Source organism: Pseudomonas sp. RAC1 (assembly GCF_030658255.1).
GTDB lineage: Bacteria > Pseudomonadota > Gammaproteobacteria > Pseudomonadales > Pseudomonadaceae > Aquipseudomonas > Aquipseudomonas boreofloridensis.
On sequence record NZ_JAUTXS020000027.1, the window covers coordinates 1 to 22,968 of the forward strand.

Consider the following 22,968-nt stretch of genomic DNA (forward strand, 5'->3'; position numbering starts at 1 on the left):
AAATGACTATGTGATTTCTCGCATGGCCACTTGTGATGCTGATAATCTAGGCGACGATCAGTCCGTACTCACAAGCACCCACACGAATTGCTTGATTCGATTTGTTAAAGAGCGTTTGGCTAAGAGCGTTTCGTCTCAACCGAGGCCGCGCATTCTACAGCAGCCTTACTTCGTGTCAAGCGTTTATTTTGAAGTTTTTTTGAAACGCTTTCATTCGAAAGCTTTCAACCTCAACAACTAACCGCCTGTCTCGCTGCGTGCATCGCTGCGAGGAGGCGAATAATACGCGCTTTGAAATCAGAGTCAACACCTTGATCCAAAAAAGTTTTATCGGCCTCCATCAGGCTTCCAGCAACTAATTGCGGCGCAGTCGATCTGTAGAGAAACATCCTTGGAGCAGGCGCATCATGAGCGAGGCGGAAAACGAGAAGACCCCAGGACTGTCGGCAGACGAAGAACAGGAGGTCAGCCACAACCAGCCCCCCAGGCCTGCGGTATTGCACGAAATCATCCGCTTCCAGGGCGATCATGAATTGGAGCGTACCTTGGCGGCGCTCTGGTGGTCGGCCTTGGCAGCGGGCTTGACCATGGGCTTGTCGCTAATGGCGATGGGCTTACTCTATTCACGCTTGCCCGACAGTGAAAGCAGCCAGGTGATTGCCAGTCTCGGTTACAGCGCGGGCTTTCTGGCCGTGATCCTGGCACGCCAGCAACTGTTCACTGAAAACACACTCACCGCAGTGCTGCCGGTAATGACCGCCCCTACCCTGGGAAACTTCGGCCGTTTGTTGCGCCTGTGGTCGGTGGTGCTGCTCGGCAACCTGGCTGGCACCTTGCTGGTAGCCTGGGTGATGCTCGAGCTGCCGATCTTCGACACCAAGACCGACATGGCCTTCCTGGAAGTCGGGCGCAAGGTCATGCACAACGACCTGGGTCAGATGTTCGCCAAGGGCATCGTCTCAGGCTGGATGATCGCCACCATGGTGTGGATGATTCCCTCGATGGAACACGCCAAGATCTGGATCATCCTGATGATCACCTATCTGATGGCCCTGGGGGACTTCACCCACATCGTCGTCGGCTCCGTGGAAGTGTCCTACTTGGTATGGGCCGGCGAAGAAAGCTGGCGCACGTTCTGGCTGGACTTCGCACTGCCGACACTGGCCGGCAACATCATCGGTGGCAGTTTCATCTTTGCTCTGATCAGCCACGCGCAGGTGCGTAGCGACAGTGGTAAAGCCCCCTCGAAGTTGCTGAAGGACGAAGAACAGGAAGAGGCCAAGCAACGTAGCCACGATTGACGTTTAACGGGCAGGCGTAGTCCGTTGCCACCACGCCTGCCCGTGGTGCGGGCTGTCGAGGCAGACCCGCTCGCCCATCTGCGGTGTACTCAGGTCGACCCCGGCAGCGGCTGCCAGCGCGACGATACGCTCGAAAGGCTCCTGCCAACTGTGCATGGCGAGGTCGAAGGTGCCATTGTGGATCGGCAGCATCCAGCGTCCACGCACATCCAGATGAGCCTGCAGGCTCTGTTCAGGCTGCATGTGCACATTCGGCCACGCCACGTTATAGGCGCCGGTCTCCATCAACGTCAGGTCGAATGGACCATAGCGCTCGCCGATAGCGCGAAAGCCTTCGAAATAACCTGTGTCTCCACTGAAGAACACACGGCGCTCGCCATCGATCATGACCCACGAAGCCCACAGGGTGCTGTTGCTGTCGAACAGACCGCGACCTGAAAAATGCTGAGCAGGGGTAGCGATGAAACGCACGCCGTCTACCTCAGCCTCTTGCCACCAGCCAAGCTCACACACCTTGTTGTGCGGCACGCCCCAGTGGATGAGGCGCTGACCGACACCCAACGGCGCCAGAAACCGTCCGGTGCGCGGCGCCAGCCGGCGCACAGCAGACTCGTCCAAATGATCGAAATGGTCATGGGAAAGAATCACGGCTGCCAGCGGCGGCACTTGCTCCAGTGGCAGCGGCGCGGGATGAAAGCGCAGCGGCCCCGCCCATTGCACCGGTGAAGCACGCTCAGCGAAGACCGGATCGGTGATGAAGTAGCGTCCGCGCAGCTTGAGCAATACGGTGGAGTGACCAAGCCGCCACAGGCTGCGGTCGGGGGCATCCAGCACCTGCTGGCGAGTCATCGGTCGCAGGTCGGGCATGACCGCCGGACGCGTGTGCGCCGGCTTGCGTCGCAGCAGATACTTCAAGCCGATGCGCAACTTCTTGCCCATGCCGTCCTTGGGCAACTCGGCACCATTATGGAAACGCCCCTCGCTGAAGCGTGCCGGCGGACCTGGCGGAGGATCGATCGCACTCATGAAAACAGACCCTCTAAAAAGAAACACAAGGGAGTCATCCTAACTCACGGTGATCCGCGTAACCGTGAATTGGCTTGTAAGGTCATTTTTCATGAATGAATCATTGTCCGACAATCTTCATGCAACTTATGCGATAAACGCCGCCTGTATAAAAGAACGACAGACATGATAGACAACAGAAGTGGCAAAGGACTCTCCTTCGTCAGGCGCATCTACGTGCCACGCATCATCGGCATGGGTATTGGCCTGTTCAGTGTCATGGCGGCGATGGCACCGCTGCATCCAGCGCCTTGGGTATGGCTGCTGATGCTGTTCAACGGCCTGGTGTGGCCACACCTGGCGTATCAGTGGGCCATACGCTCGCCTGCTCCGTATCGCGCCGAGCAGCGCAACCTGCTGCTCGACTCGCTGGGAGGAGGCTTCTGGGCAGCAGCCTTTCACTTCAATCCGCTGCCCACCGTGACCATCCTATCGATGATGACCATGAACAACGTCTCGGCCGGAGGCAAGCGGCTACTGCTGCGAGGTGTACTTGCGCAAGTGGTCGGCATGCTGCTCGCCTTGGCACTGTTCGGCCCAGGCCTGCAATTGCAGGCGACCTCGCTGCAGGTCTACGCCTGCCTGCCGATGTTGACCTTGTACCCGGTCGCGCTGGGTTGGGTCTGCTACCGTCTGGCGATCAAGCTGGCCGAGCACAAGGGACGGCTCAGCGCACTGAGCCGCACCGACAGTCTTACTGGACTGCTCAACCATGGGTCATGGAAGGACCTGCTGCTGCTCAGGTTCCAGATGTGCCAGCAGCAACGGACGCCTGCGGTCATCGCACTGATCGACATCGATCATTTCAAGGCCATCAACGACACATTCGGTCATGTGGTGGGCGACTGCGTGCTGCGCCAGCTGAGTCTGGAGATTCGTCACCTGCTGCGCGCCGACGACCTGGCTGGACGCTACGGCGGCGACGAATTCTGTCTGATCCTGCCCGATACCGACCAGCATCAGGCCGGCCTGGCCATGGAGCGTCTGCGCCAGCAAGTCAGTGCCTATCGCAACCCGCAGCTACCGGAACTGCGTATCAGCCTGAGCATCGGCCTCTCGGTCTATCACGAAAGCTTGAAAACGCCGGAGCAGTGGCTGGAGGATGCCGACAAGGCGCTTTATGCAGCCAAGCACCAAGGCCGCAATCAGGTGAACTTCGCCCACCGCGAGGTGGTGCCGCTCAGGCTGGCCTGACGCGCCCCTTACTGCGCCAGGCTGCGTTCGGCGACAATTTCCGGTAGATCGGTGCGACGCAGGTAAATACGCAATGGCTCGCCGATGTTCAATCGATCGTCCACATGCTGCGCCAACAGCAGCGCCAGACGCTCTCGACACAGCGCCATGCGCTGACCCGATGCCGGTTGCCAGACGAATTCGGCGCACGGGACGATACTGTCGTCGGCGACGTCCATCCCAAAGGCATCTTCGCTGAAACGCACGATATACGCCCCTCGCTTGCGGTGAAAGCCGACAAAACCCTTGAGTTGATCAGCAGCGCTGCAAATATCTTGTGAAGTGATAGCCATGACGTTACCTCGCAAAGGAATTGGAAGGAACGCACGCAGGCAGACGGTTGCCTCTGACGGGCAACGCGCAGGTGGTTTCCTGCGCAGCCTACCGCAACCCGCGCTACCCGTACCAAGGTTTTACATCGCGCCCCCAAAGGCGCGCTAGACTGATGATCGCCAGCTTGCAAGACCACTCCAGAGGACATCAGCAAAGCACTATGACCGACGTGACTTCCGACCTTGCCACTATTGCGCGGATCAATGCTGTGCCCGCGATTCTTCAGGTGATCTGCGAGACCAGTGGGCTGCGATTCGCGGCTGTGGCACGGGTAACGGACGACAGCTGGACGGCCTGCGCCGTCCTCGACAACCTGGGCTTCGGCCTCAAGGTCGGGGGTGAGTTGGACGTCGCCAGCACCCTCTGCCATGAAATCCATAACACCCGGCAGACGATCGTCATCGACAAGGCCAGCGAAGACTCCGTTTACTGCAACCATCCGACCCGGCGCAAATACCGTTTTGAAAGCTACATCTCGGTACCGGTCATTCGGGCCGATGGCAGCTTCTTCGGCACCATCTGTGCACTCGACCCCAAGCCGGCCCGCCTGAAGGGCACGGCCATAGAACCGATGATGGCGTCTTTCGCGCGCCTGTTGTCGATACAGATCGAAAGCGAGGAAAGCGTCCAGCGCACCGAACTTGCCTTGCGTGAGGAGCGCGCCATGGCCGAGGTGCGCGAGCAGTTCATTGCCGTGCTCGGGCATGACCTGCGCAATCCGCTGTTCGCCATCACCGCAGGCGCCGAACTGCTTGCCCAGCGCCTGAGCGACGAGAAAAGCCGGGCCATTGCCCGGCACATTCTGACCTGCGGCCGACGGGCCGCGCACTTGGTGCGCGATGTGCTGGACTTCGCCCGTGGACGCCTCGGCGCTGGCATACCCTTGAATCTGCAATCTTGCCCAGACCTTGCTCAAGCCCTGAGTCATGTAGCGTCTGAGCTGCAGCGAGTGCACCCGCAGCGCCGGATCCTGCTGGATATCGGACCGATCGAAGGCCTGCGCTGCGACCGCGAACGGGTGACCCAGCTACTCTCCAACCTGATCGCCAATGCCCTGGAGCATGGCGACCCCGACGGGCCGGTGTGGGTCTGCGCCAGCCTTCAGCCCGATGCCTTCGTGCTGAGCGTGCGCAATACCGGAGAGCCCATCGCGCCGCAGGCCATGGGACAACTGTTCCAGCCCTTCACCCGTCAGGTCAGTACGGCCCCTCAGCAAGGACTCGGTCTAGGCCTGTACATCGCCAACCAGATCGCCCTGGCCCACGGGGGTTCCATGGAAGTGTCGTCCAGTGCCGAGCACGGCACGCTATTCAGCTTCCGCCTGCCACTGGCACCCACGCAAGCCAACGCCTCCTAAAGCACAGACGCCGGCACGCTGCTTAGGCGGTTCAGCGCTGGATCTCGTCCTCACGCACCTGCACGCTTGCGGTCATGCCTGCGCTGAGGGTCACACCTGCCGGCAACTCGTCCAGAACGATGCGTACCGGGATACGCTGGGCCAATCTCACCCAGTTGAACGTAGGTTCCACCTCCGGCAGCAGTTGGCCGTCTGGCGTCGAGTTGCGGTCCGTGATGCCTCGACTGATGCTCTGCACATGGCCGCGCATGGCCTCCCCTGCTCCCATCAGCCAGACCTTCACCGGATCACCGACCTTGATCCGCGGCAGTTTGGTTTCTTCGAAATACGCCTGTATGTAGAACGTCGAGTCGTCGACCAAGGCCATCACCGATTGACCGGCATTGACGTAGTTGCCTTGGGCCAGGCGCAAATTGGTGATATGGCCGCTGCGCGGTGCGCGGACTTCGCTGCGGGCCAGATTGATTCTCGCCACCTGCAGTTGTGCCTGAGCTTCGTGCAACTCGCCGCGGGCGATGGCGGCATTGATCTGAGCATTCTCGCGCAGCTCGGCGCTGATCGCTTCTGGCCCCAGCGCCACGCGCCGCGCTGCCTCACGCTCGCGCAGGCGCAATTGCTGGGCACGGGTGTCGGTGACCGCGCTGGCCTGGTCGAACGCGGCCTGGAAACGTTCGCGGTCGATGGACATCAGGAGCTCACCGGCCTCGACCGGCTGGTTGTCCCTTACCTTCAACTCGCGCACCCAACCGGATACATCCGGGGCAATCACCACGACGTCGGCTCTGACCCGCGCATCGCGGGTCCAGGGTGTGAGCATGTAGTACTGCCAGAGCCGATAACCGGCGAACACCGCGATGGCCACCACGCACAGGGTGACCAAGGTACGTACCGCTGCACGCATGGATTGACTCCTTACAAAGGTCCTAACAGATGTACCAGCAACGACAGCACGCAGACGAACAGTGCCGCATCGAACAATGCTTCATGCCAGATCCAACGCCCCAGCGAGGTGACCTGAACCAGCAGGCGTAGTGCGCCGGTTAGCGCCAGCGCCAGCAACACGTAGATCAGAAACGGGCTGAGCAGCACGCCACCCAACGCCCATTCACGCAAGCCCATGAATCTCCTCCTGCCAGCGGCACCACTGGTGCCAGCTCTTCTGCAATTGCGCCACTGCCCCGATAGCCAGGCGCAAGGGATCACTCGACGGTTGGCCACGCAAGGCTTCGATGAAGACTTCGCTGGGCGCATCCAGGCGCTGCCCGCGACCCGGTGCCGGACCGCTGGCCAACACCGCCTCCAACTGCTGCAGATACTGGCGCTCGGCGCCGGCCAAGGGTGCCTGGGCCACCGCCAGGCACATGCGCAGGTGCACCAGTTCATCGCCGATATCCAGCCCCAGCAGGCCATCGTCCCAGCGCTTGCGCTCGACCTCCGGCAGCTCACTGGCATGACGCGCCAGTTGCATCAGACGATCGGCCATGCGTCCGCCGAACCAACTGTCGGCGCCGCGCAGGTCACGGTGGGTCAAGCGCACCAGATCGCTCTGGGTAGCAGAACGCAACCGCCGCCCCAACCACTTCGGATGACGCAGCACCACCAGACGAAAGGCCAGCACCGCCGCCGACACACCGACCAGCATGGCCAGGGCACTGTTGAGCAACGTCGCCACGTCGTAATGCATGACGTTGGCAGGCCCGACCAGCACGATGAAATGCAGGCAGAACGCGGTAGCCGTGGGTCCGGTGCGCGGATGCGCCATGCCCAGCGCAGCGAAGAACAGCGGCACGCCCATGGCCAGGGCCAGCAGGGCAAAACTGCTCCATTGCGGCAACAGGATCTGCCCGACGAAAAATGCCGTGGGAATCGCCAGCAGAATGCCGCGCAGGAAACTCAGGCCAATCTGGGCACCGTTCTCACGACTGGCGAACAAGCTGCAGACCACACAGGTCAGCACCAGACCACCCGGCGCCGAAGGCCAGGCCGTTGCCAGCCAGAAGCTGCTCATCACCAGAAAGGCCAGCGCACTGCGTGAGCCAAAAAGCAGCGCCAGGGTCAGGTCACGGTGAACGGCGAGCCCCTGGGAGACATCCTTGGGCGTGCGCCCTTGTTCCATATCCAGCAAGGCTTGGGTGGCAGCCATGGCGAAGTCCAGCAGCAGGGCCAGGCGCGCCAGGCAGAAGTGTTCCGCCGAGCTGATCGCCTCGTCCTGGGCCGCATCCCAAATGCGCTGGCGCAACAGCAGCAGACTGGCCAACTCCGGACTCGCCAGCTGCCTGCGCACTTCCTCTAGCCAGGGCGCCAATCGTGCAGCCTGCGGCGAATCGAGCTGGCGCCACTGACGGCGGACCGAACGCGAGAGGCGAAGCAACACCATCAGTTTCTGGCTCAAGCCACGGATCGCCTTGGCGCGCTGCCGTCCTCGTGCGCCTTCGAACCATGCATGCTCGCGCTGCGCATCGATGGCCACCACCCGACCGAGGATGTCCAGCAGGCCTTTGTGTGCTTCATCCTCGCCGCCCAACATGGCGCTGGCGGTCTGCAATCCACTGCGCCACGCCTGCCGTGCCTGGTCGCCCAACTGCTGTTCGACACGCAGCGGCCAGACCAGTGCACTGCTGAGTGTGGCGCAGACGATGCCCAGGCAGATCTCGGTGCAGCGCGCCACGGCCTGGTCGAACACCTGGAGGGGATGATTGATCGCTGGCAGGGCAATGATCGCCACGGTGTATCCGGCCAGCACGAAGGCATACGCCCAGGCGCTGCGCAGTTGGGTCGAGGCGGCGGTGCACAACGCCAGCCACAGGGCCAAGGCCAACAGGAATAGCCATGGCGTCTGAGCGAACAGCCCTATGAACACCACTGACATGAAGGTACCGACCAGCGTGCCAGCCAGTCGCGCCAGACCCTTCTGCACCACCATGCCCGACAGCGGCTGGGCGACGATGAATGCCGTCATCAACGCCCACGCGGGTTGCTCGAGCCCCCAGCGCAGCGCCAGCCACAGCGCCAGCCCTCCTCCCAGGAGGGTCTTGACGGCAAACTTCAGCGCCAGGCCGGTGGGCGCGAACAGGGCCTGAAAGGTGATGGGCACGAAGCGGACCTTGCACAGACTGTTGAGTGAACGATAGACAACAGCGGCAAGAATAAAGTGTAACCAAACAATTAGCTAGCTAAGCATCTAAGCAATGGACAAAAAAATGGGCGACCGAAGTCGCCCTAAATGCCTTGCGTGCTCGTAGATCGGGAAGGATCAGCGCTACTTGCGCTTGTTCGCATCCTTCCAGATGAAAATCCCTAGACCGGCAAAGAACACCACCATCAATCCGACCGTCACCACACCGGCGATCACCACGTTGTCGAAAAACATGTCGGCCTCCCTGCCCGTTGCCGTTGTCCGATGTGGCCAAGGTAACCAAAGCGACGGCAGGGAAAATTGATCGGGGTCAATGCTGCCCGGGACCGGGCACAGGAGGGGGTGCAGGGTTGACCTGCATCAGTTTTCAGCGCTTCTTGGGCTTGCCTTTGCTTTTCTTCTTTTTGGACGGAGCCAGGGGCATGGCCTGCTCGAAGGCCTGGCGCATGTCGTCCAGGCGCTTGTCCTTGATGTCGTGAATGCGTTTGGCGCGCTCGGCGCCGAAGTCGATGAGGTTGTCTTGGCTCATGGGCAGGCTCGGATGACAGCGGATGTGTCCATGATGGGGGCTGCAAGCAGCGGGTTTCAAGACAGACACTGCACGCAGGTGTCGTCAGATCTCGATATCCACCAGCAGGCCCTGCCGGGGGCGCTCACCCAGCGGCGCGACCGGCACGGTATTGTCGGCGTTGAGTTCATCGCCTGGCATGGCGCTGTAGAGATCGGTCTGGTCGTCCTGGCGGCGCTGCTCACGACGCTGCTGCTGACGGCGCTGTTCTTCGCGCAGCAGGTAGGCCTGCTCCTCGGGATCGCGCTGATGCCGCAGGTCGATGGTGCCATCACTGGAGGCAGGCTGAGCCGGCACCACCGGAGGAATGTCCGGCGTCGGCTTGACCGGGTCGTGTTGCGAGGTCACGGGGGCAGCACTGAGCGGTACGATAGGCAGCAGCATGGGTCGGTTCTCCTGTAGCCCCTTTATCGGCCAACTGGCAATCGCCTTGAGCGCAGCTACACAGGTTTGTGCGGCCTGTCACAGGTCACGTGTGGAGTGTAGACCGCGCTTACTCGCTGTCGTCATCGGAATCATCGTCGACCGGGCCGCTAGCGTCGCTCCAGGGACGTTTATAGACCTGCTGCCAGACCGCATCCAGGTGCTCACGCAGCACGGGCGGCGCATCCTTGAGCGAGGCACTGTCTTCGCGCTCGCCGCCGATCGGCTCCTCGCCTGCGGGGCTGATCAGCGACTGACCGTGGATACCGTAGACCGCCTGGCCCTGATGCATCTCGATGGTGATGTCGTGCGGGTCGATGCCACCGCCGCAGAACGCGTGGCTGGCCACGGTGACTTCGGCGATACCGTTGTTGTCCAGGTCCGTGACATCGCTGACATCGGTGTAGAAGTCGACATCCAGGTCGAGCCCCGGACAGGTGGTCTGCTGATCGATCTGCCAACGCGGCTTGAACGCCTCACGGTCGTTGTCACGGCCATACAGCGTGGCCTTGAGCACCACCTTGTCCACTTCTTGCTCGCTGCCCGGCTCGACGGCCTGGCCGTCCAGCCGACTCAGTACCAGCAGCCCCTCGCCCTCACGGTCGCGGAAATGAACGCTCTTGAGCGGCGACTGCACGTCCAGCGCCTGGAGCTGGTCGACCGGCAACGGGGCCAGGATTTCGAAACTCTTCTTCTGCTCGCAGGCAGCGACCAGGGCCAGGCTGCCCAGGGCCAGGGAAAGATTCAACCAGCGGTGGGTGACAGGCATGTTGGCGCACGGCCCTCGTCGGCAAGACAGGATTCGTCGATGAAGTGGCTGAACGCTTTGGTCCGCCCGGGCGATCCGTTAAGATGGGCCGTTTTTTTCATCGCGGGAGTTCGGCAGTATGGCGCAGCAGTATCAACCGGGGCAACGCTGGATCAGCGACAGCGAAGCGGAGCTCGGCCTGGGAACCATCCTGGCGCAGGATGGCCGCCTGCTGACCGTGCTTTATCCGGCCACGGGCGATACCCGTCAATACGCCCTGCGCAACGCACCGTTGACCCGCGTGCGCTTCTCGCCAGGTGACCAGATCACCCATTTCGACGGCTGGAAGCTCACCGTGCAAGAGGTCGATGATGTCGATGGCCTGCTGGTGTATCACGGTCTGGACGGGCAGAACCAGCCCCGTACCTTGCCGGAAACGCAACTGTCGAACTTCATTCAGTTCCGTCTGGCCAGCGACCGCTTGTTCGCCGGCCAGATCGACCCGCTGTCGTGGTTCTCGCTGCGTTACAACACCCTGCAGCACAACAGCAAGCAGTTGCTCTCCCCGCTCTGGGGCCTGGGCGGCTGCCGCGCCCAGCCGATCGCCCACCAATTGCATATCGCCCGCGAAGTGGCCGACCGTATCGCACCGCGTGTGTTGCTGGCCGACGAAGTCGGCCTGGGCAAGACCATCGAAGCCGGTCTGGTGATCCATCGCCAACTGCTGTCCGGCCGAGCCAGCCGCGTGCTGATCCTGGTGCCGGAGAACCTGCAGCACCAGTGGCTGGTGGAAATGCGCCGACGCTTCAACTTGCAGGTGGCGCTGTTCGATGCCGAGCGTTTCATCGAAAGCGATGCCAGCAACCCGTTCGAAGACGCCCAGCTTGCGCTGGTGGCACTGGAGTGGCTGGTCGACGACGAGAAGGCTCAGGATGCGCTGTTCGCGGCGGGCTGGGACCTGATGGTGGTCGACGAAGCCCACCACCTGGTGTGGCATGAGGAGCAGGCCAGCGCCGAGTATGCGCTGGTCGAGCAACTGGCCGAAGTCATTCCCGGCGTTTTGCTGCTCACCGCCACTCCCGAGCAACTGGGTCAGGACAGCCACTTCGCGCGTCTGCGCCTGCTCGATCCCAACCGCTTCCACGACTTGGCCGCGTTCCGCGCCGAGAGCGAACATTATCGTCCGGTGGCCGAGGCGGTTCAGGAACTGCTCGACGAAGGCCGCCTGTCGCCCAAGGCCCATGCCACCATCCACAATTTCCTCGGCGCCGAAGGCGAAGCCCTGCTGGCAGCCGTGGCCGATGGCGACACCCAGGCCAGCGCGCGGCTGATCCGCGAACTGCTCGACCGTCACGGCACCGGTCGCGTGTTGTTCCGCAACACCCGCGCGGCGATCCAAGGCTTCCCCGAGCGTCAACTGCACCCCTACCCGCTGGCCAATCCCGCACAGTACAGCGAGCTGCCGGCCGGCGAGCGCGCCGAGCTGTACCCGGAAGTGGCGTTCCAGGCCCAGGGCGAGGGGGCTGAGGACGAGCGCTGGTGGCGTTTCGATCCGCGGGTCGACTGGTTGATCGACACCCTGAAAATGCTCAAGCGCACCAAGGTGCTGGTGATCTGCGCCCATGCCGAAACCGCCATGGACCTGGAAGACGCCCTGCGCGTGCGCTCCGGTATTCCGGCCACGGTGTTCCACGAAGGCATGAGCATTCTCGAGCGCGACCGCGCAGCGGCCTATTTCGCCGACGAGGAATTCGGTGCCCAAGTGTTGATCTGCTCGGAAATCGGCAGTGAGGGCCGCAACTTCCAGTTCGCTCACCACCTGGTGATGTTCGACCTGCCAGCCCACCCGGACCTGCTCGAACAACGCATCGGTCGCCTGGACCGGATCGGTCAACTGCACACCATCCAATTGCACATCCCGTACCTGCAGGACAGTCCTCAGGAACGCCTGTTCCAGTGGTACCAGGAAGGCCTGAACGCCTTCCTCAATACCTGTCCGACCGGCAACGCCTTGCAGCACCAGTTCGGCCCGCGCCTGTTGACGTTACTGGCCGCCAATGACAGCAGCGCCTGGAACGCCTTGGTCGCTGAGGCCCGCGCCGAGCGCGAGCGCCTGGAAGCCGAGCTGCACACGGGGCGCGACCGCCTGCTGGAGCTCAACTCCGGTGGCGCCGGCGAAGGCGAGGCACTGGTCGAAGCCATTCTCGAGCAGGACGACCAGTTCGCCCTGCCCATCTACATGGAAACCTTGTTCGACGCTTTCGGCATCGACAGCGAGGACCATTCCGAGAACGCGCTGGTGCTCAAGCCCAGCGAAAAGATGCTCGATGCCAGCTTCCCACTGGGCGACGACGAAGGGGTGACCATCACCTACGACCGCGGCCAGGCACTGTCGCGCGAGGACATGCAGTTCCTCACCTGGGAGCACCCCATGGTGCAGGGCGGCATGGACCTGGTGCTGTCCGGCTCGATGGGCAACACCGCGGTAGCGCTGATCAAGAACAAGGCGCTCAAGCCCGGTACCGTGCTGCTCGAACTGCTGTACGTCAGCGAGGTGGTGGCGCCACGCAGCCTGCAGTTGGGCCGCTACTTGCCTTCGGCGGCGCTGCGCTGTCTGCTCGATGCCAACGGCAATGACCTGGCGGCGCGGGTGGCCTTCGAAACACTCAACGACCAGCTCGAAAGCGTGCCCAGGGCCAGCGCCAACAAGTTCATCCAGGCCCAGCGTGAGGTGCTGGCCAAGCGCATCGCCGCTGGCGAAGCCAAGGTACTGCCGGTCCATGATGAGCGCGTCGCCGAAGCGCAACGCCGCCTGAGTGCCGAGGCCGACGAGGAACTGGCACGCCTGACCGCGCTCAAGGCGGTCAACCCGAGCGTGCGTGACAGCGAGATCGATGCGCTGCGCCTGCAGCGCGAGCAGGGTCTGGCAATGCTCGACAAGGCCGCTCTGCGCCTGGAAGCGATTCGCGTGCTGGTCGCCGGCTGACATCCGTACCGCGCTCCCCTCGGCCAAGCTGGCGAGGGGACGCCTCGCCACCCGTCCATCGTGGAATGAAGATGTTCAGGACCTTTGCCAAACTGTTGGTCATTGCAGCGCTACTGGCCATTGGCTGCCTGGTAGCGGGGTACTACGGCCTGTTCCAGGAAGAACGGGTATTGCGCAACTACCAACTGGCTGTGGAAATGGGCGGCAAGCGTTATTCGCCTCTGTGGCTGAGCGCAGGGCGTACGGCTATCAGCGAAAAAACAGGACACTTTTTCTGCCAAGCCGAAGACCTGAAGTATCTGATCGCCCTCGCCAAGGGTGAAGTGACGTTCAACGACAACCGCGACAACCCCTACCTCGACGGCACGGTCGACTACTCCTCGAACAAGGCTTACGTACTCACCTCCAGGCACTACCTCAACGCGGTAGACAGCGTCACGCGCTACGACATTATCGGTCACGACGCTGAGGTGGCTCATCGCTACGTCCCAGATACCGATGACCCTTACGCACGAGTGCTGATCAATGTGGGCATGACGCGCAGTTCCGCCGGTCGTGGCAGTTCCGTGGTCAAGGATGAGTACCTCGACGCCACGCGCCTGCTGCACGACGTGTACGGCGTGAGCGTGCGCTTCGACAAGGATGATGAGGCCAGGTTGGTCACCTTGCATTTCGACCGTTCCTCCACCATCGACCGATAGCCTGGGATCGTCTCCAGCCTGCTGCTTGGGCTGACATATAGCCATCGGCTATATGGCAAATGCCCAAATAATTGAAATCAAATCGCCATCAATCAGGAACGCGGTCAGCACCTTTCCTATACTCACGGCTCGATGGTCTTCTCCATGAGCGCAGAGGACCCCTGCGTACTCGACGAAGAGACAGGCAATGGAGTGGCTGGGACTTCAACTATTCGCCGAGCTGCCGGCGCACGGACAGGTTGTCCTCGACTGTCATCACAACCCTTTCCTTGTCGTGCTCGCCTATGTGGTCGCCGGCGCAGCCTGTTTCGCCACCCTGGACATGGCTGATCGACAGATCAACAGCGAGGAGCCACGCGCGCGTCGCCAATGGAAAGGCCTGGGCGCCTGCTGTCTGGCCAGCGGCATATGGGCCATGCACTTCATCAGCCTGCTGGCCTACCAGCCACCGCTGGAAGTGCATTACGACATGACGTTGACAGCGCTTTCCTTGTTCATAGCTTTGATCGCCGCCTGGTTGGCAATGAACCAGCTGGATCGGTTGCACATGCAACCGCGCCATTACCTCCAGGCGGCATTGGCCATTGGTTTGGGTATCGGCGTCATGCATTACGTCGGCATGGCGGCCCTGCAGACCAGCGCTCGACAGTACTATCAGACCCCGCTGGTGGTGGCCTCGCTGGGTATTGCCGTGGTCACCAGCCTGGTGGCGGTGTGGGTCACTCGCTACCTGGGCAGCGGCAGTGGTACGCGGCACTTGGCGATGAAGTATGGGGCAGCCCTGATCATGGCGGCAGGCATCGTATTCACCCACTACACGGGAATGGCCGCACTGTCGCTGGTGATTGCCGAGGGCGACGCTGCCCAACTGCCCTCCGCCGACAACAGCTTGCAACTGGGCCTGAGCATCGGTTTCATCACCCTGCTGATCAGCGCCAGCAGCATCAGCGCAGCACTGGCCGACAAGAAGCTGCAGAGCAAGGAGCACGACCTGCGCAGGGTGAATGTGCTGCTCAGTCAACTCGACCAGGCCCGGGTTTCGCTGCAGCAAGCCGCTCACTACGACGCCTTGACCAATCTGGTCAATCGCAGGGGCTTCAACCAGGTCTTTGCCGAGCGCCTGGCCGAGCACGCGGTCACAGAAAGCCTGCTGGCGGTGATGTTTCTCGACATCGATCACTTCAAGCGCATCAACGACAGCCTCGGCCACGCCGCCGGCGATGAGTTGCTCAAGGTGATCGCCGCCCATATCCGGGCAGCGACCCGCAGTCAGGACTTGGTGGCACGCTTTGGCGGCGACGAGTTCTGCATCGTCACCAGCCTGCACAACCGTGACGAAGCGCGCAAACTCGGCCAGCGGATCATGCAGCGCATGAAGGAGCCCATCGACCTGGGTGGGCGGCGCATGGTCATGACTACCAGCATCGGCATCAGCATTTTCCCGGATGATGGCCGCAGTGGTGAGGAACTGCTGAAAAATGCCGATCTGGCGCTTTATCAATCCAAGGATGGCGGGCGCAACAACCTGAACTTCTTCAACAGCAGCTTGAAGACCCGGGCCACTCTCGAACTGCAGCTTGAGGAAGAACTGCGCGTGGCATTGCTCGAGGAACGCGGGCTGTGCGTGTACTACCAGCCGATCTTCGATCTGCACGACGCCCGCGTGGCCAAGCTCGAAGCACTGGTGCGCTGGCACCATCCGCAACAGGGCCTGATCGGCCCTGACCGTTTCATCGCCATCGCCGAGGCCAACGGACTGATCGCCGAGCTCGACCAGTGGGTGCTGCAGCGCGCCTGTCAGGACCTGGCCGACCTCACTCGGCGTGGCTATGGACATCTTAAGGTCACGGTCAATTGCTCGGCAGTCACCCTTGGCCGTGAGGAACTGGCCAGCGATGTCGAGATGGCCTTGTTGCAGGCCGGCCTGGCTGCCCGCCAACTGGAACTTGAGGTCACGGAAAATGCGCTGATGGGCGACATCCACCGCACCATCAATCTGCTCAAGCGCATCCGTGGCCAGGGCGTGGGGCTGTCGATCGACGATTTCGGCACCGGCTATTCGTCGCTCGCCTACCTCAAACGCCTACCGCTGGATGTGTTGAAGATCGATCGTTCGTTCATCCAGGACGTACCGGGTAGCCAGCAGGACCGCGAGATCGTCCAGGCGATTCTGATCATGGCGCACACCCTGCACTTGCAGGTGGTGACCGAGGGCGTGGAGACCGATGAGCAACTGGCCTTCCTGGCGACCCAGGGCTGCGACTTCGCTCAGGGCTTCCTGCTCAGTCGCCCCGTGGCACTGAGCGAGTTACCGGCCGTGCTGGAGCGGCTGGATCGCATGGACAGCACGGTCATGGGCGAGTGCGAAACAGCTCGACCAGGGTTGCAGGGTCGTCCTGCAGATGTCCCTGGCCGCCGTGCAGGCGCATCAATTGCGCGGCGAGGCCGGTGATCGGCGTCGCCGAGCCTTGTTCGCGGGACAGCTTCACCGCCGTATCGAGATCCTTGAGCAAGGTGCGTACATGCCATTTGACCGGCGAATACTGGCTCTGCGCCATTTGTGGGGCGAGTATCTGCAAGGGTCGCGAATCGGCAAAACCGCCGGCCAAGGCTTGGGCGATGAAGCTGGCATCGACCCCGGAGCGTTCAGCCAGCGCCACCACCTCAGCGATCACCAGGGCATTGCAGGCGACGATCATCTGATTACAGGCCTTGGTCACCTGGCCGGCCCCCACGCCGCCCATGTGCGTGACGCGTTGGCCGAGGGTGAGCAGCACTGCGCGCACGCGCGCCAGATCGGCCGCCTCGCCACCGACCATGATCGCCAAGGTTCCGGCTTGTGCACCCGCAGTGCCGCCGGACACTGGAGCGTCAAGCCAGGCCATGCCACAACGCGCCGCCAGTGCGGCGGCCATTTCACGGGTGGCGCCGGGCTCCAGGCTGGACAAATCGACCAGCAACTGACCTGGCTTTGCACCGCAGGCCACACCCTGCTCTGCGAATACGACTTCGCGCACAACCGCCGTGTCGGCCAGACACAGCATCACCACATCGCTGTCACGGCACAGTGCTGCCGGACTTTCGGCCAGTCGAGCTCCTGCAGCGACCAACTCCGCGCACTTGTGCGCGCTGCGATTCCATACCGTCAGCGAATAGCCTGCGGCGAGTAGCCGGTGGCACATCGGCAGTCCCATCAAGCCGATTCCGGCAAATCCGAGGGTTGGCATGGCTGTGCTCATGGACGACTCCAGACATATTCGATATAGACGAAAGGCCGGGCCGGCATTACGCATGGCGTAAACTGTTACCGCAACGGCACCGTCGAACCTCTTTTGTTACCTACAGCTACTGTAACCCAACCCGCGAAAGCACCATAAAGGTGCCGATTTACATCCAGCCGCACCAGAATAGATCAGTCGTTTTCCGCTGACTTCACTTGGATGAGGATGAACGGTGAGACCACCACGGCCCAGATCTGCGGATTGCGCGTCTGCATGTCTAGCGCCTGCTCTGCATCGACCGCCGCGACAGCGCCCTGCTCACGCCACGCAGCAACGAGATCACTGCGGTTTTCTGCCATGGCTTGGGCCACGGCGATCAAGTCCAGGGTGGGGTCGACCCAAATCAGGTCACCCTTGGCCCAAAAACGCTCCAAGGCGCTCCATTCGATAATCGCCGTCTCGCCGAGCAATTTGGCATAGAGGGTGCTTGTGTGATCAGTCATGGGGATTCCTGCCAATGGCATGGCCAACTAAAAAGCCCGCATTTTTGCAGAAAAAACCACGTTTCAAATAAGTAATTTGCTCGATAGGTATTCGTCTCCACCAGAAAACCCGTAAATACAGGCATTTTGATGGCGCTTATCTGTATTTTCATGTCGAGCATGCGACAACCCGCAGAACAGGGACTTTTCGCCCGCTTTTCAAGCGCTCGGAGAGCGCTCTACACTGTACCGGTACAGTTCCGGGACATGTTCCGGGGGAAGGTGGGCTCGCGACATGGCACGAGCGTGCCGCGAATCTCGCCCGGTCTGTAGCCCTGGCCGCCAGGACTCTAAGAATTACAACAGAATGAGTGGAGCACTATGATCAAGATTTCCAAGCTGTTCGCCGCAATGGTTCTGGCCGGGGTAGCCAGCCATTCGATGGCCGCCGACACCATCAAGATCGGTATCGCCGGTCCCAAGACGGGCCCTGTGACCCAGTACGGCGACATGCAGTTCATCGGCGCCAACCAGGCTATCAAGGACATCAACGCCAAGGGTGGCGTCGATGGCAAGATGCTCGAGGCCAAGGAATACGACGACGCGTGCGACCCTAAACAGGCCGTGGCCGTCGCCAACAAAGTGGTCAACGACGGCGTCAAGTTCGTCATCGGCCACCTGTGCTCCAGCTCCACTCAGCCCGCGTCGGACATCTACGAAGACGAAGGCGTGATCATGATCACCCCGGCCGCCACCTCTCCGGAGATCACCGCCCGCGGTTACAAGCTGATCTTCCGTACCATCGGTCTGGACAGCGCCCAGGGTCCAGCGGCCGGCAACTACATCGCCGATCACGTCAAGCCCAAGGTCGTTGCAGTGCTGCACGACAAGCAACAGTACGGTGAGGGCATCGCCACCGCGGTCAAACAGACCCTCGAGAAGAAAGGCGTCAAGGTCGCCGTCTTCGAAGGTCTCAACGCAGGCGACAAAGACTTCTCCTCGATCATTCAGAAGCTCAAGCAGAACAACGTCGACTTCGTCTACTACGGTGGCTACCACCCAGAACTGGGTCTGATCCTGCGCCAAGCTCAGGAAAAAGGCCTGAAAGCCAAGTTCATGGGTCCGGAAGGTGTCGGCAACGACTCCATCTCGCAGATCGCCCAAGGCGCTTCCGAAGGTCTGCTGGTGACCCTGCCGAAGTCGTTCGACGCCGATCCAGAGAACAAGGCCATCGTCGACGCCATCAAGGCCGACGGCAAAGACCCGAGCGGTCCGTTCGTGTTCCCGGCCTACTCGGCCGTCGAGCTGATCGCCGAAGGCATCAAGGCTGCCAAGTCCGAAGACACCACCAAGGTGGCTGATGCGCTCCACGCTGGCTCCTTCAAGACCCCAACCGGCACCCTGTCCTTCGATGCCAAGGGCGACCTGAAAGACTTCAAGTTCGTGGTCTACGAATGGCACTTCGGCAAGCCGAAGACCGAAGTCTCCCCTCAGTAATACGCGTGACTAAATAGCTGACCGTAGAAGCCCACTGTGCGAGCAGTGGGCTTTGTTTTACGAGGTTCATGGGCCCGACTCCCGCGATCCGGGGGCGGGCTCACCTGAAAATCTTAAAACCGTCACCCGCGGTTTCCTGGCCGTTACCCCGGCCAGCGAAATGCACATCAGGTTTTTAGGAGCGCTGTAATGCCTGAGATCTACCATTTCTTCCAACAACTGGTTAATGGATTGACCATCGGCAGCACCTATGCCTTGATCGCCATCGGTTACACGATGGTGTACGGCATCATCGGGATGATCAACTTCGCCCACGGCGAGGTCTACATGATCGGATCCTACGTGGCCTTCATCGCCCTTGCCGGGCTGGCCATGATGGGCATTCACTCGCTGCCGATCCTGATGACCGTGGCCTTCGTCGCCACCATCTGCGTCACCAGCGCCTATGGCTACAGCATCGAGCGGGTGGCGTACCGTCCGCTGCGCAACAGCAATCGCCTGATCCCGCTGATTTCCGCGATCGGCATGTCGATTTTCCTGCAGAACACCGTGCTCCTGTCGCAGGACTCCAAGGACAAATCCATCCCCAACCTGATTCCGGGAGCCTTCTCCTTCGGTCCGGGCGGTGCGGAAGAAGTGCTGGTGTCCTACATGCAGATCCTGGTGTTCGTGGTCACCTTGGTGGCGATGACCTGCCTGACGCTGTTCATCTCCCGCTCCCGCCTGGGCCGCGCCTGTCGCGCCTGTGCCGAGGACATCAAGATGGCCAACCTGCTGGGCATCAACACCAACAACATCATCGCCCTGACCTTCGTCATCGGCGCCGCACTGGCGGCGGTGGCAGCCGTGCTGCTGAGCATGCAGTACGGGGTGATCAACCCCAACGCCGGCTTCCTCGTGGGGCTGAAGGCGTTCACCGCAGCAGTACTGGGCGGCATCGGCAGCATCCCGGGGGCCATGCTCGGCGGGCTGGTGCTGGGTGTGGCCGAAGCGTTCGGCGCAGACATCTTCGGCGACCAATACAAGGACGTCGTGGCGTTCGGCTTGTTGGTTCTTGTCCTGTTGTTCCGGCCGACCGGCATCCTGGGCCGTCCGGAGGTTGAAAAAGTATGAACAAAAATCTCAAACAGGCGCTGTTCAGCGCCTTGCTGGTCTGGGCCGTGGCCTTCCCGGTGCTGGGTCTGAAGCTGAGCATCGACGGCATCAACCTGGTCGTGCACAGCCAGGGCGAATTCACCCTCGCCGTGATCGCCGCGTGCTCGCTGCTGATGTTCCTGCGTGTGCTGTTCGACCGGCAGTGGAGCGCGGTCATGGGTAGCCGCACCGAGCGCAAACTGATTCCGCCTTCGGTGAGCAACTTCCTGACCCTGCCCAAGACCCAGCGCTGGGTCATCCTCGGCCTGATCGCGGTTGCACTGGTATGGCCGTTCTTCGGCTCACGCGGGGCGGTCGATATCGCCACGTTGATCCTGATCTACGTTCTGCTGGGCTTAGGGCTGAACATCGTGGTGGGCCTGGCCGGTCTGCTCGACCTGGGTTACGTCGGTTTCTATGCCGTCGGCGCCTATAGCTACGCCATGCTCTCGCATTACTTGGGCTGGAGCTTCTGGGTGTGCCTGCCGATCGCCGGCCTGATGGCCGCAACCTTTGGTTTCCTGCTCGGTTTCCCGGTACTGCGCCTGCGCGGCGACTACCTGGCGATCGTCACGCTGGGCTTCGGCGAGATCATTCGCCTGTTCCTGCGCAACCTCACCGACTGGACCGGCGGGCCCAACGGCATCAGCGGCATCGAGAAGCCGACCTTCTTCGGCCTGACCTTCGAGCGCCGCGCCGCCGAGGGGATGCAGACCTTCCACGAGTTCTTCGGCCTGGAATACAACTCGATCAACAAGGTCATCTTCCTCTACCTGGTAGCGCTGGTACTGGCATTGCTCGCATTGTTCGTGATCAACCGCCTGCTGCGCATGCCCATCGGACGAGCATGGGAAGCGCTGCGCGAAGACGAGATCGCCTGCCGTGCGCTGGGCCTGAACCCGACCATCATCAAGCTCTCCGCCTTCACTCTCGGCGCCAGCTTCGCCGGTTTCGCCGGCAGTTTCTTCGCCGCGCGCCAGGGCCTGGTGACACCGGAGTCATTCACCTTCATCGAGTCAGCGATCATCCTCGCCATCGTCGTGCTCGGCGGCATGGGCTCTCAGTTGGGCGTGATTCTCGCGGCCATCGTGATGATCCTGCTGCCTGAGTTGATGCGCGAGTTCAGCGAGTATCGGATGCTGATGTTCGGTGCGCTGATGGTGTTGATGATGATCTGGCGTCCGCAGGGCCTGCTGCCCATGCAACGTCCCCATATGGAGCTGCGTCGATGAGCCGCGAAATTCTGCAAGTCAGCGGCCTGAGCATGCGCTTCGGCGGCTTATTGGCGGTCAATGGCGTGGGCCTGACCGTCAAGGAAAAACAGGTGGTGGCCTTGATCGGTCCGAATGGCGCCGGCAAGACCACCGTGTTCAACTGCCTGACCGGCTTCTACAAGCCCAGCGGCGGCACTATTCTGCTCGATGGCCAGCCCATTCAGGGCTTGGCCGGACATCAGATCGCCCGCAAAGGCGTGGTGCGCACTTTCCAGAACGTTCGCCTGTTCAAGGAAATGACCGCGCTGGAAAACCTGCTGATCGCCCAGCACCGCCACCTGAATACCAACTTCTTCGCCGGGCTGTTCAAGACGCCAGGTTTCCGCCGCAGCGAGAAGGAAGCCATGGAACGCGCCCAGTACTGGCTGGACAAGGTCAACCTGACCGAGTTCGCCAACCGCACCGCTGGCACGTTGGCCTATGGTCAGCAACGCCGCCTGGAAATCGCCCGCTGCATGATGACCCGGCCGCGTATCATCATGCTCGATGAACCGGCCGCTGGCCTGAACCCTAAGGAAACCGAAGACCTCAAAGCCTTGATCGGATACCTGCGCGAATCCCATGCCGTGACCGTGCTGCTGATCGAGCACGACATGAAGCTGGTGATGAGCATTTCCGACCATATCGTGGTGATCAACCAGGGTACGCCCCTGGCTGATGGCACACCGGAGCAGATCCGTGCCAACCCTGATGTGATCAAGGCCTACCTGGGGGAAGCGTAAATGCTGAAGTTCGAGAACGTTTCCACCTTCTACGGCAAGATCCAGGCGCTGCACAGCGTCAATGTGGAGATCAACCAGGGTGAGATCGTCACCCTGATCGGTGCCAACGGCGCGGGCAAGTCGACGTTGCTGATGACCCTGTGCGGCTCGCCGCAGGCGCATAGCGGCAGTATCCGCTACCTGGGCGAAGAACTGGTGGGCCAGCCCTCCTCGCACATCATGCGCAAGAGCATCGCGGTCGTACCCGAAGGCCGCCGCGTGTTCGCCCGTCTGACGGTCGAGGAAAACCTGGCCATGGGCGGTTTCTTCACCGACAAGGGCGACTATCAAGCCCAGATGGACAAGGTCCTGGCCCTGTTCCCGCGCCTGAAGGAGCGCTTCAACCAGCGTGGCGGCACCATGTCCGGCGGCGAGCAGCAGATGCTCGCCATCGGTCGGGCGTTGATGAGCAAGCCCAAGCTGCTGCTGCTCGATGAGCCGTCGTTGGGCCTGGCGCCGATCATCATCCAGCAGATCTTCGACATCATCGAGCAACTGCGCCGCGATGGCGTAACGGTGTTCCTGGTGGAGCAGAATGCCAATCAGGCACTGAAGATCGCCGACCGCGCCTATGTGCTGGAAAACGGCAAGGTCGTGATGCAAGGCACAGGCGAAGCCTTGCTGACCGATCCGAAAGTGCGCGACGCCTACCTCGGCGGCTGATGCTCGCGCGACAGGAGTGGCGGCTCGTCGCTCCTGTCCCCCTCTTGTGGACCGGACCTACGCTGGGTAACGTGAGCTCCCTCGA

General features: G+C 61.7%; 22 protein-coding genes. 11 read left to right on the plus strand and 11 right to left on the minus strand.

Annotated elements, in window-relative coordinates:
* Positions 1-407: 407 nt before the first annotated feature.
* Complete coding sequence (locus Q7C30_RS07870; RefSeq protein WP_317871186.1) at positions 408-1,301, plus strand: formate/nitrite transporter family protein; 894 nt, start codon at positions 408-410, stop codon at positions 1,299-1,301.
* A gap of 3 nt (positions 1,302-1,304) precedes the next feature.
* On the opposite strand, the gene Q7C30_RS07875 is transcribed toward Q7C30_RS07870, so the two are convergent.
* Positions 1,305-2,327: an MBL fold metallo-hydrolase gene (locus tag Q7C30_RS07875; protein WP_317871187.1), complete on the minus strand. Its 1,023-nt coding sequence runs from the start codon at positions 2,325-2,327 to the stop codon at positions 1,305-1,307.
* A 165-nt stretch (positions 2,328-2,492) separates the two neighbouring features.
* On the opposite strand from Q7C30_RS07875, the gene Q7C30_RS07880 reads away from it, so the two are divergent.
* Complete coding sequence (locus Q7C30_RS07880) at positions 2,493-3,560, plus strand: diguanylate cyclase (RefSeq protein ID WP_317871188.1); 1,068 nt, start codon at positions 2,493-2,495, stop codon at positions 3,558-3,560.
* Positions 3,561-3,568: 8 nt separating this feature from the next.
* On the opposite strand, the gene Q7C30_RS07885 is transcribed toward Q7C30_RS07880, so the two are convergent.
* Positions 3,569-3,892 (minus strand): DUF2025 family protein, encoded by a 324-nt coding sequence (locus Q7C30_RS07885; RefSeq protein ID WP_116887721.1) that lies wholly within the window; start codon positions 3,890-3,892, stop codon positions 3,569-3,571.
* 200 nt (positions 3,893-4,092) lie between these two features.
* On the opposite strand from Q7C30_RS07885, the gene Q7C30_RS07890 reads away from it, so the two are divergent.
* Positions 4,093-5,289, plus strand: coding sequence for a GAF domain-containing sensor histidine kinase (locus Q7C30_RS07890; protein ID WP_317871189.1), 1,197 nt, complete (start codon positions 4,093-4,095; stop codon positions 5,287-5,289).
* Between the two features lie 31 nt (positions 5,290-5,320).
* Here Q7C30_RS07890 and Q7C30_RS07895 read toward each other — a convergent pair whose 3' ends face one another.
* The 7 genes from Q7C30_RS07895 to Q7C30_RS07925 form a co-directional block, all read right to left on the minus strand.
* Entirely contained in the window at positions 5,321-6,190 is an 870-nt protein-coding gene (locus Q7C30_RS07895) for an HlyD family secretion protein (protein WP_029613196.1), read from the minus strand.
* Positions 6,191-6,201: 11 nt separating this feature from the next.
* On the minus strand, positions 6,202-6,408 hold the full coding sequence (locus Q7C30_RS07900) for a DUF1656 domain-containing protein (RefSeq protein ID WP_029613197.1): 207 nt from the start codon (positions 6,406-6,408) through the stop codon (positions 6,202-6,204).
* Positions 6,395-8,383: an FUSC family protein gene (locus tag Q7C30_RS07905; protein ID WP_317871190.1), complete on the minus strand. Its 1,989-nt coding sequence runs from the start codon at positions 8,381-8,383 to the stop codon at positions 6,395-6,397. The genes Q7C30_RS07900 and Q7C30_RS07905 overlap by 14 nt, the downstream gene beginning before the upstream one ends.
* Positions 8,384-8,548: 165 nt before the next feature.
* Entirely contained in the window at positions 8,549-8,659 is a 111-nt protein-coding gene (gene ccoM, locus Q7C30_RS07910) for a cytochrome c oxidase subunit CcoM (RefSeq protein WP_029613199.1), read from the minus strand.
* Between the two features lie 133 nt (positions 8,660-8,792).
* Positions 8,793-8,954 carry a hypothetical protein gene (locus tag Q7C30_RS07915; protein ID WP_317871191.1) on the minus strand — a complete coding sequence of 54 codons (162 nt, stop codon included), beginning with the start codon at positions 8,952-8,954 and terminating at the stop codon, positions 8,793-8,795.
* Positions 8,955-9,038: 84 nt separating this feature from the next.
* Complete coding sequence (locus Q7C30_RS07920) at positions 9,039-9,377, minus strand: hypothetical protein (RefSeq protein WP_039576006.1); 339 nt, start codon at positions 9,375-9,377, stop codon at positions 9,039-9,041.
* Positions 9,378-9,486: 109 nt separating this feature from the next.
* The gene (locus tag Q7C30_RS07925; protein WP_317871192.1) at positions 9,487-10,185 is read right to left on the minus strand and encodes a hypothetical protein; all 699 of its coding nucleotides are present in this window, start codon (positions 10,183-10,185) and stop codon (positions 9,487-9,489) included.
* 118 nt (positions 10,186-10,303) lie between these two features.
* Between Q7C30_RS07925 and rapA the strand changes: the two genes are divergently transcribed.
* The 3 genes from rapA (at position 10,304) to Q7C30_RS07940 (ending at position 16,303) form a co-directional block, all read left to right on the plus strand.
* On the plus strand, positions 10,304-13,150 hold the full coding sequence (gene rapA, locus Q7C30_RS07930) for an RNA polymerase-associated protein RapA (RefSeq protein WP_317871193.1): 2,847 nt from the start codon (positions 10,304-10,306) through the stop codon (positions 13,148-13,150).
* 71 nt (positions 13,151-13,221) lie between these two features.
* Positions 13,222-13,851: a hypothetical protein gene (locus Q7C30_RS07935; protein WP_317871194.1), complete on the plus strand. Its 630-nt coding sequence runs from the start codon at positions 13,222-13,224 to the stop codon at positions 13,849-13,851.
* Positions 13,852-14,038: 187 nt separating this feature from the next.
* A complete protein-coding gene (locus tag Q7C30_RS07940) occupies positions 14,039-16,303 on the plus strand; it encodes an EAL domain-containing protein (protein WP_317871195.1) in 2,265 nt (754 codons plus the stop codon).
* Here the strand turns inward: Q7C30_RS07940 and Q7C30_RS07945 are convergent.
* Positions 16,203-17,090, minus strand: coding sequence for an NAD(P)-dependent oxidoreductase (locus Q7C30_RS07945; RefSeq protein ID WP_317871196.1), 888 nt, complete (start codon positions 17,088-17,090; stop codon positions 16,203-16,205). The genes Q7C30_RS07940 and Q7C30_RS07945 overlap by 101 nt on opposite strands.
* Before the next feature lie 173 nt (positions 17,091-17,263).
* The gene (locus tag Q7C30_RS07950; protein WP_317871197.1) at positions 17,264-17,575 is read right to left on the minus strand and encodes a DUF2288 domain-containing protein; all 312 of its coding nucleotides are present in this window, start codon (positions 17,573-17,575) and stop codon (positions 17,264-17,266) included.
* 360 nt (positions 17,576-17,935) lie between these two features.
* On the opposite strand from Q7C30_RS07950, the gene Q7C30_RS07955 reads away from it, so the two are divergent.
* From Q7C30_RS07955 to Q7C30_RS07975, 5 genes are all read left to right on the plus strand, one after another.
* Positions 17,936-19,051: a branched-chain amino acid ABC transporter substrate-binding protein gene (locus tag Q7C30_RS07955; protein ID WP_295481366.1), complete on the plus strand. Its 1,116-nt coding sequence runs from the start codon at positions 17,936-17,938 to the stop codon at positions 19,049-19,051.
* Between the two features lie 189 nt (positions 19,052-19,240).
* Positions 19,241-20,164, plus strand: coding sequence for a high-affinity branched-chain amino acid ABC transporter permease LivH (gene livH, locus Q7C30_RS07960; RefSeq protein WP_039575990.1), 924 nt, complete (start codon positions 19,241-19,243; stop codon positions 20,162-20,164).
* The gene (locus Q7C30_RS07965; RefSeq protein ID WP_039575988.1) at positions 20,161-21,417 is read left to right on the plus strand and encodes a high-affinity branched-chain amino acid ABC transporter permease LivM; all 1,257 of its coding nucleotides are present in this window, start codon (positions 20,161-20,163) and stop codon (positions 21,415-21,417) included. The genes livH and Q7C30_RS07965 overlap by 4 nt, the downstream gene beginning before the upstream one ends.
* The gene (gene livG / locus Q7C30_RS07970) at positions 21,414-22,181 is read left to right on the plus strand and encodes a high-affinity branched-chain amino acid ABC transporter ATP-binding protein LivG (RefSeq protein WP_317871198.1); all 768 of its coding nucleotides are present in this window, start codon (positions 21,414-21,416) and stop codon (positions 22,179-22,181) included. The genes Q7C30_RS07965 and livG overlap by 4 nt, the downstream gene beginning before the upstream one ends.
* Positions 22,182-22,883, plus strand: a complete 702-nt coding sequence (locus Q7C30_RS07975) for an ABC transporter ATP-binding protein (RefSeq protein ID WP_029613208.1) — start codon at positions 22,182-22,184, stop codon at positions 22,881-22,883. It begins immediately after the preceding gene.
* Positions 22,884-22,968 lie beyond the last annotated feature (85 nt).